The sequence below is a fragment of the Pseudotabrizicola sp. genome (assembly GCF_030684215.1).
Lineage (GTDB): Bacteria > Pseudomonadota > Alphaproteobacteria > Rhodobacterales > Rhodobacteraceae > Pseudotabrizicola.
The window spans coordinates 41,767-66,644 of the sequence record NZ_JAUXOV010000038.1; the positions used below are offsets into that span (position 1 = coordinate 41,767).

Sequence of the window (24,878 nt, forward strand, 5' to 3'; positions counted from 1 at the left end):
TGCCAAGATTGTCGGCTGTGACTCTGCTACATCAGGCAGGTCAAATGACGACAGGGAAACAACCATATCTAGGGCTGGCATCAATAAATCTCCCACATACAGATGCCGTCCTGATGCGTAAAAGCCTCGAAGAACTGCGTTGCTTCTGGGGCCGTTTCTCCAAAGGGCACGGGCTGATCGGAAAAGGATATGATGACCTGCGTTGGTTGCGGGCCGAAATCGGATAACCGGGGCAGCGCAAAGGTCTGGCACAGATGGAAAATATCCTCTGACGCCTCTTCGTAGCCGACGGTTCCGGTGTCCCGCGCGATTTGCGGCGCAATAAAACGAAAGCGCACGGCCAACCCTTCGGGGCCAGGCACATTCCAGACCACGTCTTGCAAAAAAACCGGCTGGCCGGAGGGGACCGGGATCAACGTCTCGTTGCCAAGTTCGATCTGTTGATCGCTCTGCTGCTCTGGCATCGGGTCGGTCATGACCTGCCCTGCCATGCTCTGGTGGCCGTTGCCCCGGTTGAATCTGCCATGTCTGCACCCTCTGTGTCCTGCCGCTGTCAAAGAGGGATGTTATCGTGCTTCTTCCACGGGTTCGCCAATTTCTTCGTGCGCAGCGACGCAAAGGCCCGGCAAATGCGGCGGCGGGTTGATGATGGCATGATCACTTCGTCGATAAAGCCCTTTTCGGCGGCGACGAAGGGGTTGGCGAAACGGTCTTCATAGTCCTTGACCCGGGACGCGATCTTGTCTTTGTCACCCAACTCGCTGCGATAGAGAATCTCCACCGCACCCTTTGCCCCCATCACTGCCACTTCGGCCGTGGGCCAAGCATAGTTGAAATCGGCACGCAGGTGTTTGGACGCCATCACCACATAGGCACCACCATAGGTTTTCCGGGTCAGAACGGTGACTTTGGGCACCGTAGCCTCGGCATATGCGAACAGCAGTTTCGCACCGTGTTTGATGACGCCACCATATTCCTGCCCGGTGCCAGGAAGGAAGCCCGGCACATCGACCAATGTCAGGATCGGAATCTCGAAGGCATCGCAAAAGCGGACAAAGCGCGCCGCCTTGCGGCTGGCGTCGATATCAAGACATCCGGCCAAAACCGTGGGCTGGTTGGCGACAACCCCGACCGACTGCCCCTCCAACCGGATGAAACCCGTGATGATATTGGCGGCAAACGCAGCCTGGATCTCGAAAAAGTCACCCTCATCCGCAATCTTGGTGATCAGCTCTTTCATGTCGTAGGGCTGGTTCGGATTGTCGGGTATCAGCGTATCAAGGCTCTTGTCTATGCGGCCGGGGTCGTCGAAGAACGGGCGTACCGGAGCCTTTTCGCGGTTGTTCAGCGGCAAAAAGTCGATAAGGCGACGCGTTTCGGCCAACGCTTCCACATCATTTTCGAACGCGCCGTCGGCGACTGAAGATTTGCGGGTGTGGGTCGACGCCCCGCCGAGTTCTTCGGCGGTGACTACTTCATTGGTAACTGTTTTCACCACATCCGGGCCAGTCACGAACATATAGCTGGAATCTTTGACCATGAAGATAAAGTCGGTCATCGCAGGGGAATAGACCGCCCCCCCGGCGCAAGGCCCCATGATCAGACTGATCTGCGGCACGACGCCCGAGGCGGTGACATTGCGCTGGAATACCTCGCCGTAGGCAGCAAGACTGGCAACGCCTTCCTGGATCCGTGCACCACCTGAATCGTTTATGCCGATGACCGGAGCACCGTTCTGGATTGCCATATCCATGATCTTGCAGATCTTGGCGCCATGGGTCTCGCTGACGGAGCCGCCCATCACGGTGAAGTCTTGCGAAAACACATAGACCTGACGACCGTTGATTGTGCCCCAGCCGGTGACGACGCCATCCCCTGCGGGGCGGTCCTCCGCCATGCCGAAATCGGTGCAGCGATGGGCGACGAACATGTCGAATTCCTCAAAGCTGCCCTCGTCGAGCAAAAGGTCGATGCGTTCACGCGCGGTCAGTTTGCCCTTTGCGTGCTGCGCATCAATCCGGCGCTGCCCGCCCCCCTGACGCGCAGTTTCGCGGCGGCTTTCAAGTTGGGCCAAAATATCTTTCATCGCGCCGACTCCCCCTGCAGATTTGGGGCACCATAGAAGGCGGACTGTCAGTCGCAAAGCGGATTTGGGAAAATTTGCATAATTTTAGATGGATGACTGATGCAAATTGCAAACTTGAAAAGTTTGCGACGCTGAACTGCGTCTTTTTGTCGGAATCTTGTCTGAATGTCCAATTGGCGGGGTTTTGTCCGCCAAGGCATGGCGCCAGCGCCCAACGCTGCCATGAAGCATGAATATCCGTTCTTGTTCAATATCTTGGTATGACCTCATCCGTTGTGGCCGAGCCACGGCCGCCGTCAGCCCTGCCAAAAGCGTCCCGACTGTGGTCGTCAGCTCAACAAAACACTCGCGCTATCATGTAATCGGACGCCAATCGCATCATTCTCGAAATTTCCCGCCAGGCCTCAGCCTACAGCTGAGATGCCCCACCACCGCAGCGTTTGTCTGAGATGGCGCTCAATCTCGATTACCGACGCCTCGGCGCTTGCGCTGTCGATTGCATCAATAATCGCCAGATGCTCTTCCATTGCCGGAATGACCCTGTCAGGCAGGAACGCGCGCGCGTTCTGGATAACGGTGATCCGGTTGCGGTTCGCCTCATAGGCCTGCCGCAGGAATATGTTGTCGAGACCGCCCGCCATGAAATCATGTAACGACAGGTCAGTTGCCAAGGCCCGGCGCGACAGGTCGGCGCCCGGATGAGTGCGCGCTTCGTCCAGAAGGGCTTCATGCGTCGCCCGCAGATGTGACAATGCGGGCCTTCCAGCGCTCAGCAATCGGCGCACACCTTCAGCTTCCAGAGCGGCACGCATATCCATACAGGCTCGTGTTGTTTCGGGACCAGTCGACATGATAACGAAGCCACGCTTGGGGAGAACTTCGACCAAAGACTGTGCCTCAGCGCGCTTGATTGCCTCTCGGGTCGCGGCAACCGGAAAGCCCAGAGCCTCAGCCAGCGCCGGCATGGTGTGAAACTCGCTGCTGCGCAACTTTCCCATCCGCAGTGCCGCCAACAATGCGGTAAACGCCTGCTCTGATTGAAGATCATCCGGTAATTTCATAGCACCTCTCTCATTCTTACGCTGATCGGCTTTCAAAAAATCCGCAATAGACCTTCTGATATATAAGATGAGTAACATCGTAACCTATCATGTAACATTTTACAAAGGATAGCAACTAAGATGTCTGTAAAGGACGCATTGCACAGCCGGCGCCCCGCGCCCTTACATGGGAGAAGACAATGTCTGACGTAACGACTGATCAAACCGCAGAAGATGCCGCCCAACGGTCCCGCATGCCGCATATCTATGTAATCTTGTTTGTCTTCACAGCTATCGCCGCGCTTCTGACGCATATTATTCCGGCTGGGGTTTATGACCGCATCACATTGCCCAACGGGCGTGTTGCGGTAGACGCCGAGACGTTCCGCTATGTCGATGCAAGCCCGGTAGGGTTTGAAAAGTTCATGATGGCCGTGCCGCTCGGGCTGATGGGGGCCTCGCAGGTGGTGTTCTTTACGCTTATAATCGGCGGTATGTTCATGGTGATCCGGCACACCGGCATCATTGACGTTGCGGTCGACAAACTCACCCGCCGGTTTGCGGGCCATAGTGTTCTGATGATTCCAGTGCTGATGGCGACATTTGCGGTCATCGCTACACTGATCGGCACACAGGAACTGGCGCTGGTCTACGTTCCGGTCATTCTGCCCCTGATGATTGCACTGCGCTTTGACTCTGTCACCGCAGTTGCCACGGCACTATTGGCGACAACAGCCGGATTTACCGCTGGCGTTCTGAACCCGATCAACACCGGGCTGGGGCAGACCATCGCGGAATTGCCACTGTATTCCGGTTTCGGGCTACGGTCCCTGCTGTTTCTTTGCCTGCTTGGTGCGGCCATCGCCTATCTCATGCGTTATGCGCTGAAAGTGCGGGCCAATCCTGAGGCCAGCCTGATGGCGGGTGACGTGATTGAACACGAAAAGCGCATGGCATTTGTGCATGACCTTGAGACACCTGCCATGCGTTTCACAACCCGGCAGATGTGGGGCGGGCTTGCAGTCATCGGCTTTTTTGCGGTCATGGTGTGGGGCGTTCTGTCCCGTGGTTGGTTCATGACAGAAATGGCGGGTCTTTTCGTGGTCATGGGCATCAGTGTCGGCCTGATCGCCGGGCTGAACACGGCCAAGATTTGCGCGGCCTTTAACAAGGGCTTTCAGGATGTTCTGGTCGGCGCCATCATTGTTGGCCTTGCTCGGGCTGTCGCCATCATGCTGGAACAGGGCCAGGTGATGGATACTCTGGTCCATGGGCTGGGCAACCTTGTTGGCAGCATCCCCGCAACCTTTTCTGCACTTGGAATGTTCACAGCGCAGCTGGGATTCAATTTTGTCGTGCCATCGGGCAGTGGTCAGGCGCTGGTGACGATGCCGATCATGGCACCTCTGTCGGATCTGATCGGTGTCACCCGGCAGAATGCGGTTCTGGCATATCAGCTTGGCGATGGTCTGTCGAACATCCTCTATCCCACTTCTGGGTATTTTATGGCGACGCTGGCGCTTGCAGGGGTCAGCTGGGATCGTTGGGTGCGCTTCTTTCTGCCACTGTTCGGTATCTGGGTCGCGATTGCTTCGGCATTCCTGATCTATGCGCAAATGGTGGACTGGATCGGCTGACCGGCCCTTATTCCCGGATCGAAGCCGCCCCCAACCATCGCCATCAAAAAAAGGGGCATATGCCCGCACCTTTCGCCAAAGGTGCGGGCGTATGTTGTTCCGATCCTTGATCTTCCGACGCCAGATCCCCGATCACGGCATGAAGCACAAACGGCCCGTCAGCCCGCCGCATCCGCCACCGCGCCTCGCCACTATACTTGGGCCAATGGCAGGCAATGGCCCCCCTGAAGCTGGAAATGACAGCTTTTGTGTGCTAGGAGGTCTGGGCAAACCAGCAATTCCCGTCCGTCATCATGATCCGTTTCATCCGGGTGTGCGATCAATCCCGCGCCGCCAATGCCGTCAACGGGGCAGAAACACTTTCGAACCGGCTTGGAACCAGAGCACGCGGCGATGCGAGTGGCCCGGCGCTAAGCAGCGACTCGATCATGAGTGCCCCCGCAAGACCGCCGTCCACCAGCGGAATCGGACTTTTTGGGCCAAGGCGGCGCGCAAGACCGGCGTAGACCTCGCCAAGCAGCACGGCGACATCGGCACCATTCCCTGCAAGCCGTTCGACAGCCTCGGTCAACATCGTCTCGACCCCGGTCTTGTCGCCCAGCGCATAGGCGGCAGGGGTCTCGATGACCTGCCAGTCAACGCGGTCACGGTCAAAATCGTATCGGGCCAGCGTGTCGCGGTAGAGCGGCACCGACACCGCCCCGGCGCTGACATACCCGATCCGCTTGCCCACAAGCCGGGCAAAGGCAATGGCCGCCTGACTGATCCCCAGAACGGGGACGCCAAGCAGCGCGCGGATCGCTTCGGTGGCAGGGTCATAGGACGCGGCCATCAGCACCGCGTCCACCTTCCCGGCATGACGCGCGGCAAGATCAACGGCAGCATGGGTTGCCACCGCTTCATCCAAATGGGTGCGGATCACGTCGGGCCCGAAATCGGCGGTGGCCTCGATCACCGTGGCCGCAAGCCCGAGGATCGCGCGTATTTCTGCCGCGACAGTGGCTATGACAAAGGCGGTGCGGTTTGGGTTGAGACAAAGGATGCGCATCATGTTTACCCGTGCCACAGGTTGGGCAACCAGCCCACGAGACCCGGAAAAATGCTGATCAGTGCCACCATAAGCAGGATACACGCCAGGAACGGCAGCACGCCAAGGATCACCGTCTCGATAGAGCCCCGCCCCCGCACACTTTGCACGATATAGAGGTTTATCCCCACAGGCGGCGTGATCAGCGCCGGTTCACACATGAGCACCAGAAAGATGCCGAACCAGACTAGATCATAGCCCAGCAGGGTAACGATTGGCAGCACGATTCGAATGGTCGCGATCATCATGGCCAGCGCGTCGAGAAAACAGCCAGGTTCAGGGCATTGAGGAATTCTGGGGGGCACTTGAGGGGGAGCTGCCGTCAGAAATGCACGACTGGTTGAGCGAGGGTAAAAGAACCATTCTCGAGGCGATAAACGGAATGCCTCTCGAACAAAACAGGGGCGAACGGAATGATTGGTTCGATCGCCTCCGCGCCCGGTTGCCCGACAACTATGCGCAACTCGATGCAGTCCCGGTCGATCAGGTCGTCGAATGGGTGTTCAACAGGTTGGAGCATGCCGACCAGGAACAGTTCGAGAATCTCTTTCCTCGCGGGTTTTGGGCGGATGTAGATGGACGTGAGGAGGGAAGTCTGGCGGGGTTCGCTTTCCTTCTGTTCATACTGGGGATTGTCCGAGACCCGCGTGTCAGCAAAAAGGGAAGGGTACGACGCGAGAAGCACTTTCTGGGTCAGTTTCGAGATTGCGAACACATCGAGGCCGCGAGCCGCTGTGCGGCTTTCATCACTTTTGAAAAGGGTGCGGGGAGGCTGGCGAAAGCCGCCTTTGCCTATGCCGGCGTGCGGACAGAGGTGATTTGTGTGGAAGTCCGCGAATCCTGAGGACCAGAGTTTCTGGACGGGGGGCTTCCTCCGGCATTCCCATCAGTCTCATTGGCGTTCCCGCGTCTGATCGCGATCTTTCGGCAGTTTCCTAACGGGCGTGATCGACCACGAGCGGGGAATCTCAAGTATATGTTTTAAAAACAGGTGCTTGTAAGAAAATCCGGCAGGGTTCAAAAATAACTATTGACACGGTGCGCAGCAAAAACTGCCGCCTTGCGCATTCATATGCCCCTTATACAAGAAACTGAAAAGGTGTTGGCGATCCCGGAGGGACTCGAACCCCCGACCCGCTGCTTAGAAGGCAGCTGCTCTATCCAGCTGAGCTACGGGACCGATGCGCTCTTTTTGCGCGAAGCGAGCGCTTTAGACAAGGCTGCGCGTCATGAAAACCGAATTGGGATCGTCGGTGTAGCCTTCAAAAGGCGGGCATTCGGTGAAGCCCGCATTTGCATACAGCGCACGGGCGGCCACAAAGGTGGGCTGGACCCCGGTTTCCAGCGATACGCGGGTAAAGCCCTCGGCGCGGGCGGCATCGACCAGATGTTCCAGCATCCGGCGAGACAGACCCCTGCCCCGCACCTCTGCCAGGATATGCATGGATTTGATTTCCGCATGGGTGTCGTCGATCCGCTTGAAAGCCCCCATGCCCACCGGATCCCCTTCTTCGCGCATCACAAAAAACCAGATTCCGGGGTTCGCCAATTGGCTCGCATCCATCATGTGAATGCTTTCGGGGGGCGTGTCGGCATGCATGTCTGCGGTATGGCGCTGCATCAGCAGGCCAAGATCGGAGCCAAGGGGCGATTCCAGCGCAATAGTGGCGATCATATGGGAGACTCGGTTCGGGCTTTGCCCTTACAGAGACCCAACTTTCCTGCACAATCAATACATCATTGATCACGCCCGACAGTTTCGCCAGAAATGCCGGGCGTTTTCAAAGCTTTTGCGCCAGATCTTCAAGCAATCGCGCCACGGCTTCGGCACCCGGATCATTGTGACCGCTCAGCTTGTCCGCCGAAAGATAGCTGGAGCGTCCGGCCTTTGCGCGCGTCATCGCGGAAGTGCCATCCGCCCCCTGACGGGCCGCAGCGGCGGCAGCCGCAACCCCGTCGGGCAATGCGGCAAGCGCAGGCGCCAAGGCATCTATCATGGTGCGGTCGCCCGCTGAAGCGCCGCCCACCTGTTGCACGCGGTCCAGTCCAGCCGACAAGGCACCGACCCAATTCTTGCCACCCGCCGCCGCGTCCCCCGCTGCGGTAAAAAAGATCGCCAGCAAGACACCCGATGACCCGCCCATCGTCTGACTAAGCTCGGTGCCGATCGCGCGGTACATCTGCGTGGTATCGGCCAGCGGCAGCCGGTCCAGCGCTGCAGCCAGTGCCCGCGCCGCGCCCGCAAGGGTTGACCCAGTGTCACCATCGCCCGATTTCGCATCCAGCGCATTCAGGTCCACCTCGGCTGCAATCAACGCGCGGCAACATCTCGCGATCAGATCGGCGCGCTGCGGATGCGGCGACGGCTCAGGCTTTATCGGGGTCAGCCCATCGGGCAAAGGCCGCACGCCGACCGGCCCAAACCGGTGCAGCCCCGGCCAGGCTGCGGGCGCCACCGGCGCGGCAAGGGCGAGTTCCTGCTCGGGCGTGACCGGCAGCAGCGAAACCGAAAAGCCGTGCATATCCAGCGAGGTCATCAAGGCCGCCGGCCCGATGATCCATTTCACCCGAGAGCCAAGCGCTGAGCGCCCCAGTTCTTCGGCCAGCACGCTCATTTCAAGCGGCGTGGTGCCGCCAAGGTTGTTCAGCATCGCCACATGGTCACAACTGGCCATATGTGGCAACAGCCGATCCACCACCATGGCCATCGCCGCCTTGGCACCGGTAAATGCCACCTGCTCGATCCCCGCCTCGCCATGGATGCCAAGACCCAGTTCGGCCTTTCCGGGGTTGATCCGGTCTTCCTTCGGGCTGCCCGGCACCGTGCAGGTGTCGAGCGACATACCAATCGAGATTGCCCCGCGGATCACGGCCTGCGCAGCGGTAGCGATCCTTTCAAGGTCGGCCCCCGCCTCGGCCATGGCACCGGCGATCTTGTGAACAAACAGCGTGCCCGCAACGCCGCGCGCCTGCGGAAGCTCGGGCAAGGCGATGTCGTCATCGACAACAACCATGGCCACCTTTAGCCCAAAGGCGCGGGCGCGCTCGGCGGCAAGGCCAAAATTCAGCCGGTCTCCGGTGTAATTCTTCACGATCAACAAACAACCGGCAGACCCGGTCACCGCAAGAATTCCCGCCAGAACCGCGTCGACCGAAGGGCTGGCAAAGACATCCCCACACACCGCCGCCGTCAACAGCCCCTGCCCGACAAAGCCCGCATGGCTGGGCTCATGACCGGACCCACCGCCAGAAACCAGCGCGACCTTTGATCTGTCCCAATCCGCCCGCAGCACCACCTTGATATGCGGAAAGCCATCCAGTCGCACCAAAGCACCACCCGACGCGCGCAGCACGCCGTCAATCGCCTCAGTGATCAAAGTTTCTTTGGCATTCATGAACTGTTTCATGCGGCGACTCCTCAGAGGCGGTTGCCGTCCGCGTCAAACCACAACGGGCTTTGCGGACGGATGGCGATCGTGTCCCCCGAAGCCAATGGCGTGTGAGGGTCTGCAAGGGTAATGATGTCATGCGGGCCAAAGGCAAGATGCAGCCGGGTCTGGTCGCCCAGCCGCTCGACCCGCCGCACGGTCGCGGGGTGGCCTTCGCCGATCAAGATATGTTCAGGACGCAGCCCCATCTGTGTTGCATTGGGCGGCGCACCGGGGCCGAAAGTATCAGCCGGCAACAAGATCATGCGCGGCTGGCCCAGTCGGCTGGCGACATAGGTGCTGACCGGATCCTCATAGATTTCGCGCGGGGTGCCGAACTGCACCAGACTGCCCTGATCTAGCACGCCGACATGGGTGGCCATGGTCATCGCCTCGATCTGGTCGTGCGTGACATAAAGGAAGGTCGCGCCAAGCTCGGCATGAATGCGTTTCAGCTCTACCCGCAGATCAGCGCGAAGTTTCGCATCAAGGCTGCTGAGCGGCTCGTCCATCAGATAGATCCGCGGCTGGCGCACCAGCGCCCGCCCGATCGACACGCGCTGCATCTCGCCGCCCGACAGAGCCGTGGCCTTGTTGTCCAGTTTATGCCCGATCCGCAGCGCCTCGGCCACTGCCTGCACGCGAGAGGCAATCTCCGGCTCGGGCATGTTGATCACCGGACTGCGCAACGGAAAGGCCAGATTGTCGCGCACCGACAGATGCGGATAAAGCGAGTATTGCTGGAACACCATCGCCACATCGCGCTGTGCGGGCATGTCGTTCACAACCGATGCACCCCCGATGGCAATGGCGCCGCTGTCGGGCCGCTCCAGCCCGGCAATCAGCCGCAGCGTGGTGGTCTTACCCGCGCCAGTGGGCCCAAGCAAAACCACAAAAGCACCATCCGGGATGGTCAGCGACACATCGCGCAGCGCCTGCGTGGCGCCAAAGGACTTCGTTACACCGCTCAGAACAACCTCAGCCATGCTGCACCGCCGCATTCGCCGCCGTGCGGAACGCCCGCCCGGACGCTGCATCAAACAGCGCCAGCGTGCCCGCTCGGAACGAAAGTCCTACCGTATCTCCACTGCGCACCACCTGACCCGAAGGCGCGCGGGCCTTGACCACACCATGCGCGCAGTCAAGCGTGATGATCTGCGACGTGCCAAGATATTCGCTGGCCAGAATGCGTCCGCGATAAGGGCCACTGTCTGACAGGGTGACATGCTCGGGGCGCACACCCAGCACCAGATCGCGCGGGCTGGCCTCTTGCTGCACTTCAGACATGGCGATGGTCACCCCGCCCAGATTGACTGATGTATCGCCCGCCCGCACAGCCCCCTGAAAGCGCAGGAAATTCATCGACGGGCTGCCAATGAAATCGGCAACAAACAGTGTGGCGGGGTGGTCATAGATATCCTGTGGCGTGCCGAACTGCTCAACCACCCCATGATTCATCACCACGATCTTGTCGCCCATCTGCATCGCCTCCAGTTGGTCATGCGTGACATAAACCGTGGTCGCCCCCATCCGGTCATGCAGGGCGCGCAATTCCTCGGCCATGTGCTCGCGGAACTCGGCATCAAGCGCGCCAAGCGGCTCGTCCATCATGAAGGCCTTGGGGTTGCGCACTATCGCCCGGCCCAGAGCCACCCGCTGCCGGTCGCCGCCCGACAGTCCGCCCACCGGCTTTTCCAGAATGTCGGTGATACCCAGAATGCGCGCCACCTCGGCCACCTTGGCCTGCACCTGAGCGCGAGGCACGCCTTGGCTCACCAGCGGATAGCTGATGTTGCGCCGCACGTTCATATGCGGGTAAAGCGCGAACATCTGAAACACCATGGCAATGTCGCGCTGTGAGGCCGGGCGCTGCGACACGTCCTCGCCGTCCATCAAAATCTCGCCACTGGTCGGCAGTTCCAGCCCGGCGATCATCCGCAAGGTGGTGGTCTTGCCACAGCCCGACGGCCCCAACAGCATGAAGAATTCACCGTTGCCAATGGTGAAAGACGAGCCCTGCACTGCGGTAAAGGCACCGAATTCCTTGCGCAGATTGCGGATCACGATTTCGGCCAAGGCTCTACTCCGGGAAATGGCTCGTGATGATGAACATCACTGTGCCAATAAGGGTCACGATAAAGCTGTAGGTAAACGCCCACAGAAAGAACGGCTGCATCAGCATCACCACACCCAGCGCGATCAAAACCGTCGACAAATTTTCCCACGACCCACGCCGCAATCGCAGAAGTCCGGTCACAAAACTGCTCATGATTTTGCCTCACTACCTGTTCTTAAATATCCCCGCCGGAGGCACCCCCGGCCAAGGCTGGGAGCCTCCGGCGGGGGTATTTTCCAACAGAAAATGCAGTGCGCCCTCATTTGCGCACCGCGCCGAAGGTGATTCCGCGCAGCAGGTGTTTGCGCAGCAGGATGGTGAAGATCATCACCGGCAGCAGGAACAGGGTGGCACCAGCGGCCACGGCCGGCCAGTCCTGACCGCCGACCCCGATGATCGTGGGGATGAAGGGTGGCGCGGTCTGGGCCTTGCCGCTCGTCAGCAGGACGGCGAAGGCATATTCGTTCCAAGCGAAGATCAGGCAGAAAATGGCGGTTGAGGCAATCCCGGTGGCCGCCTGCGGCAGCACCACTTTGCGGAACGCCTGAAACCGTGTGTAGCCGTCAATCAGCGCGGCTTCTTCGTATTCGCGCGGGATCTCGTCGATGAAGCCTTTGAGAAGCCAGACCGCAAGGCTGATGTTCACCGCCGTATACAGCAGGATCATGCCCAGATGGGTGTCTGACAGCCCCAGTTCTCGATACATCAGATAAATCGGGATCGCGACCGCAATGGGGGGCATCATCCGGGTGGAGAGGATGAAGAACAAAAGGTCGTCTTTCAGCGGCACCTTGAAGCGCGAGAACGCATAGGCCGCCAGCGTCCCCAGAAAGATCGACAGCGCAGTAGAGCCAAAGCCGATGATCACCGAATTCATGAACCGCTCGCCAAACCGGCTTTGCCCGGCGATGACAGTGCCGCTTTGGCGGACGATCTTGTCATACCAGGTCTCGGGCGGCGGCAGGGCCGCGAATTGCTCGGCCCCAATGCGGGTGCGGGTAGTAAACAGGTTGACGTAGCCTTCAAGACTTGGCTCGAACAGCACGCGTGGCGGGTAACTTATGCTGTCGGGGCCAGATTTGAAGCCAGTCGAGATAATCCACAGCAGCGGCAGCAGCGTGATGATCGCATAGACCACGACCAGCACGGCAGCGACGGATTTTGACGCGCGCGAAGGCTCGGTGACGGAATAAGCGCTCATCTTTGCTTAACCTTGTTCAGGGCTTTGACATAGACCGAGGCCAGACCAAAGACGGTGACGAACAGGATGATCGCATAGGCGCTGGAATAGCCGGTGCGCCACTTCTCAAACGCTTCGCGCTTCAGATCGATGGAGGCCAGCAAGGTTTCATTGCCCGGCCCCCCGCCTGTCAGCAGCACCACCATATCGAACATCTTGAAATTCTCGATGCCACGGAACAGCACCGCCAGCATCAAAAACGGCAGCACCATTGGCACGGTGATGGTCCAGAACTGCCGCCACTTGCTGGCGCGGTCCACTTCGGCCGCCTCATAAATATAGTCCGGGATCGACCGTAAGCCTGCCAGACAGATCAGCATGACAAAGGGCGTCCACATCCAGGTATCCACGATGATGATCGACCATTTCGCCAGTCCCCCCGGCCCCAGCATCGAGAACGAGCTGGCAGGTGTGCCGGTAACAAGTTCGATCATGTAATTGAACAACCCGATCTGCGGCTGATACAGAAACGTCCAGAAATTGCCCACCACGGCGGGCGACAGCATCATCGGCAGCACGATCAGCGTGGTCAAAAGGTCATTGCCCTTGAACTTGCGGTTGATCAGCCAGGCCAGAGTGAACCCGATCAGCACCTGCAACGTGATGGTCCAGATCAGAAAATGCGCTGTGGTCTGCATATTGGCCCAGATGCCTTCACTGGTCAGGATACGCTCATAGTTGCGCAGTCCCACCCATTCCACCTCGCGCCCCGGACGGTTGGCTGCATAGTTGGTGAAGGACAACCGCACGGTCCAGATCAGCGGGAAAATGTTGATCGCCAGCAGCAAAAAGATCGTGGGGGCCACAAACAGCCAAGCGATGGCGCGGTCTGACAACCCGCGCACGCGGCGTGCCACGATGCGCGGTGTGGCACGCGCCATTCGGTCGATCGGCGTATCGGTCATGGGAACGGTCCTGCGGGGACAAAAGGGGGTGGGTGCGTCGGGAAGACCCCGGCGCACCCGAAAGGCAACTTACAATTTGCCTTCGTCTTCAAATACTTCGGTCCAATCAGCGATCAGACCATCCAGCGCCTCTTGTGCGGTGCCCTGATCGGCCACCACGTAGTTGTGCAGCCTGTCCTGCATCGCAAGCAGAAGTGAGGCATAGGCCGGTTCCTGCCAGAAGTCGTAGACGTTATCCATCGCTGCCAGAAAGTCGGCGGCAAAGGGGGCACTGTCCTTGAAACCGGGGTCATTCAGCACCGAAACATGGCAGGAATAGCCGCCCATCGACCACCATTTCTGCTGCACATCCGGCTGTGCGAACCATTTCACGTATTGCAGGGCGCCCTCAACATTGTCGGAGTAGCTGACAACCGAAATGCCCTGACCACCTAGGGTCGATGCGGGCTGGTTCTGCGCCGGGTTCACGAAAAAGTCGATCTTGTCGCCGCCCACGGTCGGGTCAGCGGCAAGCCCCGGAAAGAACGCAAACCAGTTCATCGCCATTGCAACCTGACCGGATTTGAACGCATCAAGCGACTGTTCCATATAGGCATTGTCATAGCCGGGCGGGGTGCCGGTCTTGTAAAGTTCCTTGTAGAACTCCAATGCCTCGACCGCTTCAGGCGAGTTTACCGCGCCCTCCATATCATATTGGCCCGGGGTGTTTTCATACTTGAAGCCCCAAGCATAAAGCGCGCCAGTGGCCCCCATCGTAATGCCCTCGGACCCGCGCTCGGTAAAGATCGACGCGCCGTAAACGGTCTGGCCGTCAATTTCACGCCCTTGGAAGAATTGCGCAATTTCAAGCAGTTCCTTCTGGGTCTGCGGCTCTCCCAGCTCGCGTCCGGTTGCTTCAAGGAAAGCGGCACGGATGTCGTCGCGCTCGAACCAGTCCTTGCGGTAGAACCAGCCGTTTGCGTCGCCCATCGCAGGCAAGGCGTAATAGTTCGGTTCACCCTTGGGCCAAGTTGAATAGGCATAAACGGTCGCCGGGGCAAAGTCGTCCATGCTGATGGATTCTGCGGCAAAGAAATCGTTCAGCTTGATGTAATGGCCGTTTTCCGCCCCGCCGCCAATCCACTGGCTGTCACCGATCAACAGGTCACAAAGCTGGCCACCGGAATTGAGTTCGTTCAGCATCCGGTCGGCAAAATTCGGCCAAGGCACGAATTCGAATTTCATCTTGATGCCGGATTGTGCCTCAAAATCCTTGGACAATTCGACAAGTGCGTTGGCCGGATCCCAAGCGGCCCAGCACAAGGTCAGTTCATTGGATTGAGCCGAGGCGACGCCGGCAGACAACAAAGCGCCAACCGCGGTTGCGGTCAAAAGTCTTACCTTCATTGGTTTTCCTCCCTGAATGCAAACGCACAAGGACGCCCCTCCTTTGGCCGCCATCGGGATTGCTGGCCTGACGATAGGCAGCGAAACTGCTGCTGTCCATCATTTTTGAGGTACGCACATCATTTGGCGAAAAACGGCATTTCAAACCGCTTTGATAGCGCCCGTCAGGGGGTCAGGGGCAGATTTTCGCGCAAGATAATCTCTAGCCTGAGGCGTTCTTGCGATTCGTTTATGGGTTGCTGATCCACCTTGGCCTGCAAGACCCGCAAGGTGCTGCGGGCCAGATGCCCGACATTCTGGGCGATCACCGCATCCAGCCACCCCGCCTGCAACGCTGCAATCGTGTGCGGCGTCAGTTCGTGCCCGATTGTGACGACACGACCAAGCAGGCCCATTTCCGACAAGACCTGCGCCAAGGCCCGGTGACCGCTGCCCAAAAGGTAAATGCCGCCAATCGGCCCGCTGGAGGAAAGCGCCTCGCGCATCACCTGCTGCAAGATTTCGGGGGCGCCATGTGATTCCAGGGTCTGCCCCACCTCGATACCGGGAAAGTCGCGCAGCATCACCGCATCAAAACCGCGCCTCCGTTCGATACTGTCGCGCAACAGCATGGATTGCGCTATAACCATGACACGGGGGGTTTGGGCCCCAAGAAAGCGCCCCATCAGCAGGCCCGCTGTGCGCCCCGCGGCATAGCCGTCGATCCCGACATAATGCGCAGCACCGCTGTTGGGCAGATCAGACACCATGGCGACGACCGGAACACCCGCCGCATTCACGCTGCGCAAGGCATCGCGCACCACCGGCGTTTCCGGCGCCATCAGCGCAACACCAGAGATCCCCCCCGCCACCAGATCCGACAGGATCGCGGCAAGTACGTGCATGTTTGCGCCGGGGTAGCGCACAAGCTCGACCTGCATGCGGGCTGCCGAGGCAAGTGTGGCCTCCTGCCCAATCGCATCATGCAACGTATCCACGAACTGGCTTTGCGTGTCCGGCAGCAAAATGGCGACCCGCGAATTGCGACCCCGCGCCAGATTTGCGGCCGCCATGTCGCGCACATAGCCCAATCGGGCGATGGCGTCATTCACAGCGGCGATGGTCTTGTCCCGCACACCAGGGCGTGCGTTCAACACACGGTCCACTGTGGCAAGGCTAACCCCGGCCTCTCGTGCGATATCTGTGACGGTTGGCCTGCCCATAATTCAGGCATAGCGCCAAAATCTGAGGTACGTCAATCAGATGTATTCTGTCTGGCTCATGCCATGATCAGGATGGCGCGAAAATCATTGACATTGGTCAGGGTGGGGCCAGTCACAACCTGACCATCCACACTGGCAAAAAAGCTGTGCGCATCGTTCCTGTCAAGCGCAGCTGCGGAGCTTGCACCTGCGCGCGACAGGGTTTCGGGCGAGATCAGCGCGCCCGCCACCTCTGCCGCGCCGTCAACACCATCAGTGTCACAGGCAATGGCATGAATGCCGCGCGCTGCGTTCAGCGCAATGGCCAGCGCCAGCGCATATTCCGCATTTGGTCCGCCAATGCCATCACCGCGCCGCGTCACCGTCAACTCTCCGCCTGACAAAAGCAGCACCGGCTTGGCGCCGGGGTGCAGGCCATCCCTGATCGTCAAAGCCATGGCCGCGTGATCCGCGGCCACTGCGCGCGCCTCACCTTCCAGCGCATCACCCAGCAGCCGCACCTCGCAGCCCGCCGCTTGCGCAAGGGCAGCGGCAGCGTTCAGCGATTGCAGCGGGGCTGCGTAGATCTGGTTGACCACCTGTGACATGCGCGGATCATCCGGCGACACCACGCACGAGCCGCGTTCCAGCGCCGCACGCACCGAAGCAGGCACCGCGATCTGCCATTGGTCAAGAATGGCCATGGCATCTGCGGGGGTGCTGGCATCGCCCACCGTGGGGCCAGAGCCGATAAACGCCGGATCATCGCCCGGCACATCCGAAATCATCAGCGCCAACATCTGCGCCGGATAGGCAGCGGCGGCCAGCTGCCCGCCCTTGACCCGGCTAAGGTGTTTGCGCACCGTGTTCATCCGGTCAATCGGCGCGCCCGAGGCCAGAAGCGCAGCATTCACCGCCTGCTTTTCCGCCAGACTGACGCCCTCAACCGGGGCCACAAGAAGCGCCGACGCGCCGCCCGAAATCAGGGCCAGCACGAAATCATCGGCTCCAAGGCTGGTCAGCAGTTCCAGCATCCGCGTGGTGGCCGCCTGCCCTGCGGCATCGGGCACCGGATGGGCGGCTTCGACAATCTCGATCCCGGCGCAGGGCCGCGCATAGCCGTAGCGGGTGATCACCAGCCCGTCGCAGGGGCCCCAGGCCGCCTCGACCGCCTCGGCCATCCGGGCGCTGGCCTTGCCTGCGCCGATCACCACCACGCGTCCCTTTGGGCGGGGCGGCAAATGTTGGGCCAGACTGCGCATCGGGTCGGCCACTTCAACCGCGCGGTCAAACAGGCGGCGGAGAAATGCGGCGGGGTCGGTGATCATCTGGCATCCTCGGGTCAGTGCGCCCGCCTGTATAAGGCGGGGCGAACCCGGCAATCAATCCTTGGCTTTGTCCGGGCAACGCAATCGGCCGCGCATCTCGCCACTGTCGCCTTGCAGGCTGCTGTCGATCAGGGTGCAGCCAGTGACCTCGGGGATCAGGGTGATCATGGTGGCGCGAATGCCCTGATGCTCGCCCCGGCGGGCATAGCCAAGGCGGATGATTTCGACCGCACTGCCCTTTTGATAGACCGTATAGCTGCGCCCGTCGCGGGTCACATCGGTGCGCTGCGCCCCAAAGAACTGCGGCGCGGGCTGGGCACCACAGGCGCCGAGGAGGATGAAAAGGAGAAGCGGGAGTATTTTCATCCCGCCACTGTGCCGACCCATGGTTAACACCGCGTTAAGCCGGTGGTGGCGCAGGGAACCAAAGCTGCGGTCAAACGTTGGCAGACGACATCACCCGAGAGGATACCCCATGCCCCGCATCACCACCCTGTCCCTGCTCGCCGCCCTCACCCTCTCCGCCTGCGGCACCGTCGCCGGAGCGGGCCGTGATCTGCAAGTGGCAGGCGCTGCGATCACACAGGAAGCGCGGGCGGCTTCGCGCTGATCCGATTGAGACGTGTATGGGAAAGGCAGGGCATTTACCCTGCCTTTTTGTTTACGTTGTGTAGGAGCCCCCTCAGCACCTTCATTCCGACCCCAAATATTCACACGGCACGTTAAATAAATTTGTGGCACGTCATTATGACGCACGGTTGACCAAGGGGACCGCTGATAATAGTATCGATTAACGGATAAGCGCGTGCGATTCGAGGGTAACTACTGTGGATACCAATATCTTGAGAAAACTGATTGCGATGAAAGACGAAAAATTGTCCGCTTTGTCGCACGAAATCCCTGCAGTAAGTCATCAACTACGTGAGGTAGCCCTAAAGGTCGAAGCCCTCAAACGTCAACTTAGTGAGCTTGAACATTTGAGGGCCACTACCTCAGACGAGAAAGCAATGTTAATGCAGGCGATCGGCGACATCCCAAATGAACTTCCCGATAAACCGTCGATGGCGCAGTATACTGGCGATGATCTTGAAGTGCGCGTTGAAAATCCAGACACGTCAGAGAAGACGTCGTATGATTTAAGAAAATTTGACCTTAGCGATGGAGAGCCTAAAGTAAGGCAACATACGATTGATGTTCGCCGCTATGCAGTCTTGATTACATTGCGCACTGGACCGCGCTCCACATCTGAACTCATAGACGAATTTGCGCAACTCGGCTTCCGCGTCGCACAAGAGAACGAGGTTGCAAACCTATCGGCAATTCTCTCGCGGACCTCATTTTTCAAATCAGTGGGCCGCAGGTGGCATCTGGACACCCAAAAGCTCCTGACAGCGCAAAGAGGGGCTACGTAAACAAAAGGCTCCCGACTTCGTCGGGAGCCTCTCGAGATTTGGCGTCGTAAAAACTGAGTCAGCCCGACGTCGCCGAACTGTCAAAGAGAACTAGCCACACTTTAAGCAAGTCAAAGCTAGAGCAAAACTCCTTGATTAGCAAGACACGCTGACTGAGAGAAAAGGAGACAAGCATGGTACCTAGTTTTGTAGTTCCGCCAGGAAAAAAACTCATTTTCCGAAAGTGGCGGATCTGCCAGATAACCGGCAGAAAAATTTACGCTAAGACAGCATTTCCGATGCTCGTAGACAAGTAGCGCCGTGGGTGAGCGGCGCAAGGCGCTCACCCATCCATCTTAAGCGCCGAAATAAACGCCTCCTGGGGAATCTCCACCTTACCAAACTGCCGCATCTTCTTCTTGCCGGCTTTCTGCTTGTCCAGCAGCTTGCGCTTGCGCGACGCGTCGCCGCCGTAGCATTTCGCCGTCACATCCTTGCGCATCGCGCTGAGCGTCTCACGTGCAATCACCCGCGCGCCAATCGCCGCCTGAATCGGGATTTTGAACATGTGCCGGGGGATCAGCTCTTTCAGCTTTTCCACCATCGCGCGGCCCCGTGCCTCGGCCCGGTCGCGGTGCACCATCATCGACAGCGCGTCGACGGGTTCTTCGTTCACAAGGATCGACATCTTGACCAGAAAATCCTCGCGGTATTCGCTGATCACATAGTCAAAGCTGGCATAGCCCTTGGTCACCGATTTCAGACGGTCGTAGAAGTCGAACACCACCTCGGCCAGCGGCAGGTCATAAACCACCATCGCGCGACTGCCGGCATAGGACAGGTCAAGCTGAATGCCGCGCCGGTCCTGACACAGCTTCAGGATATCGCCCAGATATTCATCAGGCACCATGATGGTGGCCTTGATGCGCGGCTCGGTGATGTGGTCAATATAGGTCAGGTCGGGCATGTCGGCGGGGTTGTGCAGATCGCGCACCTCGCCGTCTTTCATGTGCAGCTTGAACACAACGCTTGGCGCGGTGGTGATCAGATCAAGGTCATATTCCCGCTCCAACCGGTCGCGGATCACCTCAAGGTGCAGCAGCCCGAGGAAGCCGCAGCGAAAGCCAAAGCCAAGGGCGGCGCTGGTTTCCATCTCGGAGCTGAAAGACGCGTCGTTCAGTTGCAGCTTTTCAATCGCATCGCGCAGGTCTTCAAAATCGGCGGCATCCACCGGGAACAGGCCGCAGAACACCACAGGCTGCGCAGGTTTAAAGCCCGGCAATGCCGTCTCACAGCCCTTTTTCTCGGACGTGATGGTGTCGCCCACACGCGTATCGCGGACCTGCTTGATCGACCCGGTCCAGATCCCGATCTCGCCCGGTCCCAGCTCTTCAATATCCACCATCTGCGGTTTCAGCACCGCCAGCTTGTCAACACCATACACCGCGTTGGTCTGCATCATGCGGATGCGGTCGCCCTTGCGGATCGTGCCGTCGATGACACGGATCATCACAACCACACCCAGATAGGCGTCGTACCACGAATCCACCAGCATCGCCTTGAGCGGCGCGTTGCGGTCACCCTTTGGCGCGGGCAGACGTGTAACAATCGCCTCCAGCACATCGGGAATGCCAAGGCCGGATTTGGCCGAAATGTTGATCGCGTTTGAGGCATCCAGCCCGATCACATCCTCAATCTGCGCCTTGACCCGCTCGGGTTCGGCGGCCGGCAAGTCGATCTTGTTCAAGACCGGCACAATCTCATGCCCGGCGTCCAGCGCCTGATAAACGTTGGCCAGGGTCTGCGCCTCAACCCCTTGCGACGCATCAACCACCAGCAAACTGCCCTCAACCGCGCGCATCGAGCGGCTGACCTCATAGGCAAAGTCAACGTGGCCGGGGGTGTCAATCAGGTTCAGAATATAGGTCTTGCCATCCTTGGCCGGATACTCGATCCGCACCGTGTTGGCCTTGATCGTGATCCCGCGCTCGCGCTCGATATCCATACTGTCCAGCATCTGCGCCTTCATATCGCGCGCAGCCACTGTGCCGGTCATCTGAATGAGCCGGTCAGCGAGGGTGGATTTACCGTGGTCAATATGGGCCACGATGGAGAAATTGCGGATGAGATCAAGTTGGGTCATGCGCGGCATATAGCTTGGAAATATGGGGCCGGGAAGAGGGTTGAGGCGTTTGCAGGCAGGCCCTGGCGCAATCTGCCGCCTTGTGACGGATCTGCCCGAATGATTCTCTGCCTTTGAGGGCTTCGCTGGCCAATTGCGCCACGGCTACCAAAGAACCCTGCGTTGATGCAGGGCCGAAAGCGGCCTGAATGCCGCATGATCTTGTGGCCATTTGCGCTCTTGCCGCAAGGGGTGGCCGCTTTGGGCAATCCTCCGCCCAGCCGCGCTGCGGCATTGAAAAACCCCGGACGAATCGGCATGATGGGTGACAGAAAAACGACCAGTGGCGGAGGTTTTCCCCGTCCCCGGCAATGAGGCAGAAAACGATGATGAAACCTGTTGTCCTAGCAGCCTGTGCTGCCGTGGTGCTCTCCATTTCAAGCGGCATTGCATTGGCCGGTCCAATTGAGCGGGCCTGCATGAACTCTGATCGCAAAGCCGCCAACCGCTCGGTCTGTGCCTGTGTGCAGCAGGTCGCCAACATGACCCTGCGCGGGCCAGACCAACGCAAAGCAGCAGCCTTCTTCAAGGATCCGGACCGCGCTCAAAAGGTGCGCATGTCAAAGTCGGACAACGACAATGAATTCTGGCGTCGCTACAAAAGCTTTGGCCAACAGGCCGAGGCCACTTGCGCCAGATAGTGCAAAGCGCACCCGTCAAAGCCATCCCAGCGAAAGCAGCCCTGCCCGTCCCCGACAGGTGGGGCTTCGTTATTTCTTGCCTGCGCACGTGCGGAACAGCGTATGGCCCCAGCAACACAAAGTCGCCCGCGCTCACATCAAAAGCAAAACCCGCCGCGCAAATCTGCGGACGGGTGTTGCAGTTCAATCAGTAAAAGATCAGGCGGCGGCCTGAGCCTTTGCAATGTCTTTTTTGATCTTCAACGCAGCACCGGACAACTCGACATCCTTGGCTTTGGCCAGAAACGCATCCAGCCCGCCACGATGATCAACCGTGCGCAAAGCTGCCGCCGAGATGCGCAGCTTGAACGACTGGCCAAGCGTGTCCGAAATCAGGGTGACTTCGTTCAGGTTCGGCAAGAAACGGCGACGCGACTTGTTGTTCGCGTGGCTGATGGTGTTACCGGTCATCGGGCCCTTGCCCGAGAGTTCGCAGACGCGCGACATCGTCACTATCCTTCAAGTCAACGCCAACACGGCGTAATGTGCAAAATGAGCAAGGCCGCGCAGGCGCGACCTCGAATTCGATGGCTGCGTTTACGCGCGATTGTCCCCCTCGTCAAGCGATTCACCCATGCCCCAGCCAAGTATTGGGGCGCTGCCCCAAACCCCGGAGTGTATGGAAAGCAGCAATGCCAAAGGCCTGTGCTTGTCATTGCCGCTTTCCAAATACTCCCGCGTGGAGCGCACAGCCGAGGCGGTCGGCCGCAGGCCAGAGCCGAGACATAAATAACGCGCGCGTAGCGCGCTCATTTTGCGTCACGTTCCGCGGGGCTTTGCACGCAAAGTCGGATCAGCGGCGGTTGGGTCTTCGGGCCATGGGTGGCGTGGATATTGGCCCCGCATATCCTTGCGCACGTCAGAATAACTGTTTGCCCAGAAGCCCGGCAAATCCAGCGTGACCTGCACAGGACGCTGCGCGGGCGACAGCAGGGTGATTCGCAGCGGCAGGTGTCTGGGACCGACAGTCGGGTGCCGCGTCACCCCGAACATTTCTTGCAAGCGCAGTTCAATTGACGGGTGATCGCCGTCATAATCAATCGGCACCTTGCGGCCCAAGGGTGTCTCGAAACTTGCCGGAACCTGTGCATCGGTATGCGCCATCCGTTCCCAGCCGATCAGCGCCTTCAACGGGTCGGTCAGATCCAGTGCGCGCAGATCGGCCTCGCTGCGTTTGTTGCTCAGATAGGGAAGCAGCCAGTCTTCAGCGCTGGCCAGCAATGCGGCGTCGTCAAGATCGGGCCAGCCATCGCCTTGCGCCAGCCGCAATCGGGCCCGAAGGCGACGGGCCGCCGCAGACCATGTCAGGCCGATCTGGCGCACACCATCGAGGGCCGCGCGGGCAAGAATGTCAGATGGTGGATCGGTCCAGTGCCGCTCGGCCAGCACCAGCGTGCCAAAGCGTTCCTGCTTGCGGGCAAGCACCTTGCCATCCCGGCGAGACCATTCGCAGACATCGACCCAAGTGATCTGGTCGGTGAACAGCGCGCGTATTTCGGCCTCCGGGATCGCCACTGCCTGCCTGAGCTGCGCCTCACGCGGGTCGCCGTCCAGATCGGTCGCCACGATCAACCGCGCGCCAGACAACATCTGACCCGCCGCCATTGCCGCCCCCTTGCCGCCCGACAGCAGCCAGCGCGGCACATCGCCTGTTCGGCGCAGGCCAATGCGGTCGGGGTAGGCAAGCGCCGCCATCTGGGCGGGTGACAGGTCTGGCATCCGGGCCGTTGGCACCATGCGCGCAAGCCGGCGCGCCTCAAGCCGGATGCGCTCAATGGTCGGGCGGTGCGCCTCGGCTGGCGGTTTGTCGATCGCTTTCAGTCGGGTCAACATATCCACCCCCACCCCGCGCAACGGGTCACGCTCGGCCAAAAGCGCTGCCAGCGGGGCCGCGTTCGGCCCTGCAATCACCAGCATATGTGCAAGCCGAGGGTGCAGCGGCAACGCCGCCAGCGCGCGACCATGGGCCGTGATACCGCCCTTTGCATCCAGGGCACCCAAGCCTTGCAACAGGGCTTGCGCCTCGGCCAGCCCACCGGGATGCGGCGGGGTAAGGAACGGCAGATCAGTCGCGCCCCACAGCGCCAGTTCCAGCGCCAGCGGGGTCAGATCGGCAGCTTCGATCTCGGCCGGGGGAAAGGCGGCAAGGCCGCCCTCTTCGCCGCGCGTCCACAGACGGTAGCACACACCCGGCGCCACGCGCCCTGCCCGGCCCCGGCGTTGTTCGGCCTCGGCCCGTGTCACCCGTTCCGTCACCAGCCGCGACATGCCAGAGGCCGGATCAAACCGCGCCCGCCGCGCCCGCCCGCCATCTACCACCACCCGCACGCCGGGGATCGTCAGTGAGGTTTCTGCAATAGATGTCGCAAGCACCACTTTGCGGCCTTCCGCGGGGCCAAGGGCAGCCTGCTGCGCCGCAAACTCCATCGCGCCGAACAGCGGCCGGATTGTCAGTCCAGAGGTACCCTGCAATTGCGCCTCAACCCGGCGAATTTCACCCTCACCGGGCAAGAACACCAGCACATCGCCGTCGGACACCTCGTCCAGCGCCTGCCGGACCAGCGCTGCGACTGCAGCTTCATAGCGCAGCGAGGCATCAGGCGGGCGGGGCAGCCAGCGGGTTTCCACCGGAAACGCGCGGCCCTCAGAGGTGATAAGCGGTGCATCCCCCATCAACGCAGCAACGGGGCCTGCGTCCAACGTGGCCGACATCACCAGCAATTGCAGGTCCGCACGCAGAGCGCCCCGGATTTCCAGCGCAAGCGCCAAACCCAGATCGGCCTGCACAGAGCGTTCATGAAATTCATCAAAGATGATCAGCCCGATACCGGGCAGTTCGGCATCTGACTGGATCATCCGGGTCAGAATACCTTCGGTCACCACCTCGATCCGGGTCTTCTGGCTGACCTTGGCCTCGCCCCGCATGCGGTAGCCGACGGTCTGGCCCAAGGGGTCACCCAGTGTGTCGGACATGCGGGCAGCGGCAGCGCGGGTGGCAAGGCGGCGCGGCTCCAGCATCAGGATGCGGCCTGCTGTCTGCGCCAGCAACGCCAATGGCACGCGGGTTGTCTTGCCCGCGCCGGGCGGGGCTTGCAGCACGGCAATGCCCTGCTTTGCCATCGCGGCTTGTAGGGCCGGGATCACCTCATCAATCGGAAGCGGGTCTGAGGGGGGCAGCGTATCGGACATGT

24 protein-coding genes and 1 tRNA gene are annotated in these 24,878 nt (G+C 60.0%); 5 read left to right on the forward strand and 20 right to left on the reverse strand.

All coding sequences use genetic code 11. The features are described from left to right. Positions 1–80: 80 nt before the first annotated feature. The 3 genes from Q8K08_RS06505 to Q8K08_RS06515 all read right to left on the reverse strand — a co-directional run bounded on the left by Q8K08_RS06505 (position 81) and on the right by Q8K08_RS06515 (position 3,147). Positions 81–491 (reverse strand): DUF6497 family protein, encoded by a 411-nt coding sequence (locus tag Q8K08_RS06505; protein WP_305249553.1) that lies wholly within the window; start codon positions 489–491, stop codon positions 81–83. 62 nt (positions 492–553) lie between these two features. Next, the gene (locus Q8K08_RS06510; RefSeq protein ID WP_305249555.1) at positions 554–2,086 is read right to left on the reverse strand and encodes an acyl-CoA carboxylase subunit beta; all 1,533 of its coding nucleotides are present in this window, start codon (positions 2,084–2,086) and stop codon (positions 554–556) included. Between the two features lie 404 nt (positions 2,087–2,490). Continuing rightward, positions 2,491–3,147, reverse strand: coding sequence for a GntR family transcriptional regulator (locus Q8K08_RS06515; protein ID WP_304800632.1), 657 nt, complete (start codon positions 3,145–3,147; stop codon positions 2,491–2,493). A gap of 179 nt (positions 3,148–3,326) precedes the next feature. Here Q8K08_RS06515 and Q8K08_RS06520 point away from each other — a divergent pair, with 179 nt between their 5' ends. After that, the gene (locus tag Q8K08_RS06520; protein ID WP_304800630.1) at positions 3,327–4,763 is read left to right on the forward strand and encodes a YfcC family protein; all 1,437 of its coding nucleotides are present in this window, start codon (positions 3,327–3,329) and stop codon (positions 4,761–4,763) included. 319 nt (positions 4,764–5,082) lie between these two features. On the opposite strand, the gene Q8K08_RS06525 is transcribed toward Q8K08_RS06520, so the two are convergent. Together Q8K08_RS06525 and Q8K08_RS06530 are read right to left on the reverse strand one after the other, a co-directional pair. Next, positions 5,083–5,814, reverse strand: coding sequence for an aspartate/glutamate racemase family protein (locus Q8K08_RS06525; protein WP_305249556.1), 732 nt, complete (start codon positions 5,812–5,814; stop codon positions 5,083–5,085). A gap of 2 nt (positions 5,815–5,816) precedes the next feature. Further along, positions 5,817–6,155 carry a TRAP transporter large permease subunit gene (locus Q8K08_RS06530; protein ID WP_305249557.1) on the reverse strand — a complete coding sequence of 113 codons (339 nt, stop codon included), beginning with the start codon at positions 6,153–6,155 and terminating at the stop codon, positions 5,817–5,819. A 23-nt stretch (positions 6,156–6,178) separates the two neighbouring features. Here Q8K08_RS06530 and Q8K08_RS06535 point away from each other — a divergent pair, with 23 nt between their 5' ends. Continuing rightward, entirely contained in the window at positions 6,179–6,694 is a 516-nt protein-coding gene (locus tag Q8K08_RS06535) for a hypothetical protein (RefSeq protein WP_305249558.1), read from the forward strand. 259 nt (positions 6,695–6,953) lie between these two features. Here Q8K08_RS06535 and Q8K08_RS06540 read toward each other — a convergent pair. From Q8K08_RS06540 to Q8K08_RS06595, 12 genes are all read right to left on the reverse strand, one after another. After that, a tRNA-Arg gene (locus Q8K08_RS06540) sits at positions 6,954–7,030 on the reverse strand. A gap of 30 nt (positions 7,031–7,060) precedes the next feature. Next, on the reverse strand, positions 7,061–7,525 hold the full coding sequence (locus Q8K08_RS06545) for a GNAT family N-acetyltransferase (protein ID WP_370654094.1): 465 nt from the start codon (positions 7,523–7,525) through the stop codon (positions 7,061–7,063). A gap of 106 nt (positions 7,526–7,631) precedes the next feature. Further along, entirely contained in the window at positions 7,632–9,257 is a 1,626-nt protein-coding gene (locus tag Q8K08_RS06550) for a dihydroxyacetone kinase subunit DhaK (protein WP_305249559.1), read from the reverse strand. 11 nt (positions 9,258–9,268) lie between these two features. Further along, positions 9,269–10,264 carry an ABC transporter ATP-binding protein gene (locus tag Q8K08_RS06555; protein ID WP_305249560.1) on the reverse strand — a complete coding sequence of 332 codons (996 nt, stop codon included), beginning with the start codon at positions 10,262–10,264 and terminating at the stop codon, positions 9,269–9,271. Continuing rightward, positions 10,257–11,354 (reverse strand): ABC transporter ATP-binding protein, encoded by a 1,098-nt coding sequence (locus Q8K08_RS06560; protein ID WP_305249561.1) that lies wholly within the window; start codon positions 11,352–11,354, stop codon positions 10,257–10,259. Before Q8K08_RS06560 ends, Q8K08_RS06555 begins: the two co-directional genes overlap by 8 nt. Before the next feature lie 4 nt (positions 11,355–11,358). Beyond that, positions 11,359–11,547, reverse strand: a complete 189-nt coding sequence (locus Q8K08_RS06565) for a hypothetical protein (RefSeq protein ID WP_304797225.1) — start codon at positions 11,545–11,547, stop codon at positions 11,359–11,361. 106 nt (positions 11,548–11,653) lie between these two features. Continuing rightward, on the reverse strand, positions 11,654–12,595 hold the full coding sequence (locus Q8K08_RS06570; protein WP_304804877.1) for a carbohydrate ABC transporter permease: 942 nt from the start codon (positions 12,593–12,595) through the stop codon (positions 11,654–11,656). Beyond that, positions 12,592–13,539: a carbohydrate ABC transporter permease gene (locus Q8K08_RS06575; protein ID WP_305249562.1), complete on the reverse strand. Its 948-nt coding sequence runs from the start codon at positions 13,537–13,539 to the stop codon at positions 12,592–12,594. Before Q8K08_RS06575 ends, Q8K08_RS06570 begins: the two co-directional genes overlap by 4 nt. 69 nt (positions 13,540–13,608) lie before the next feature. Continuing rightward, positions 13,609–14,925, reverse strand: a complete 1,317-nt coding sequence (locus tag Q8K08_RS06580; RefSeq protein WP_305249563.1) for an ABC transporter substrate-binding protein — start codon at positions 14,923–14,925, stop codon at positions 13,609–13,611. Positions 14,926–15,089: 164 nt separating this feature from the next. Then, positions 15,090–16,127, reverse strand: a complete 1,038-nt coding sequence (locus tag Q8K08_RS06585) for a LacI family DNA-binding transcriptional regulator (RefSeq protein ID WP_304799839.1) — start codon at positions 16,125–16,127, stop codon at positions 15,090–15,092. Positions 16,128–16,183: 56 nt separating this feature from the next. Beyond that, entirely contained in the window at positions 16,184–17,434 is a 1,251-nt protein-coding gene (locus Q8K08_RS06590; protein ID WP_305249564.1) for a glycerate kinase, read from the reverse strand. Positions 17,435–17,488: 54 nt separating this feature from the next. Continuing rightward, entirely contained in the window at positions 17,489–17,800 is a 312-nt protein-coding gene (locus tag Q8K08_RS06595) for a hypothetical protein (RefSeq protein WP_304799835.1), read from the reverse strand. 109 nt (positions 17,801–17,909) lie between these two features. Here Q8K08_RS06595 and Q8K08_RS06600 point away from each other — a divergent pair, with 109 nt between their 5' ends. Both Q8K08_RS06600 and Q8K08_RS06605 read left to right on the forward strand, forming a co-directional pair. Beyond that, the gene (locus tag Q8K08_RS06600; protein ID WP_304799833.1) at positions 17,910–18,044 is read left to right on the forward strand and encodes an entericidin A/B family lipoprotein; all 135 of its coding nucleotides are present in this window, start codon (positions 17,910–17,912) and stop codon (positions 18,042–18,044) included. Positions 18,045–18,261: 217 nt separating this feature from the next. Continuing rightward, positions 18,262–18,846, forward strand: coding sequence for a hypothetical protein (locus Q8K08_RS06605; RefSeq protein ID WP_305249565.1), 585 nt, complete (start codon positions 18,262–18,264; stop codon positions 18,844–18,846). A gap of 322 nt (positions 18,847–19,168) precedes the next feature. Here the strand turns inward: Q8K08_RS06605 and lepA are convergent, their stop codons facing one another. Then, entirely contained in the window at positions 19,169–20,968 is a 1,800-nt protein-coding gene (gene lepA / locus Q8K08_RS06610) for a translation elongation factor 4 (RefSeq protein WP_304799829.1), read from the reverse strand. Positions 20,969–21,336: 368 nt separating this feature from the next. On the opposite strand from lepA, the gene Q8K08_RS06615 reads away from it, so the two are divergent. Continuing rightward, positions 21,337–21,648, forward strand: coding sequence for a hypothetical protein (locus tag Q8K08_RS06615; RefSeq protein ID WP_304799843.1), 312 nt, complete (start codon positions 21,337–21,339; stop codon positions 21,646–21,648). Between the two features lie 198 nt (positions 21,649–21,846). On the opposite strand, the gene rpmB is transcribed toward Q8K08_RS06615, so the two are convergent. Together rpmB and hrpB are read right to left on the reverse strand one after the other, a co-directional pair. Beyond that, positions 21,847–22,134 carry a 50S ribosomal protein L28 gene (rpmB, locus tag Q8K08_RS06620; RefSeq protein ID WP_305249567.1) on the reverse strand — a complete coding sequence of 96 codons (288 nt, stop codon included), beginning with the start codon at positions 22,132–22,134 and terminating at the stop codon, positions 21,847–21,849. A gap of 312 nt (positions 22,135–22,446) precedes the next feature. Then, the gene (hrpB, locus tag Q8K08_RS06625; protein ID WP_305249568.1) at positions 22,447–24,876 is read right to left on the reverse strand and encodes an ATP-dependent helicase HrpB; all 2,430 of its coding nucleotides are present in this window, start codon (positions 24,874–24,876) and stop codon (positions 22,447–22,449) included. Between the last annotated feature and the right edge of the window lie 2 nt (positions 24,877–24,878).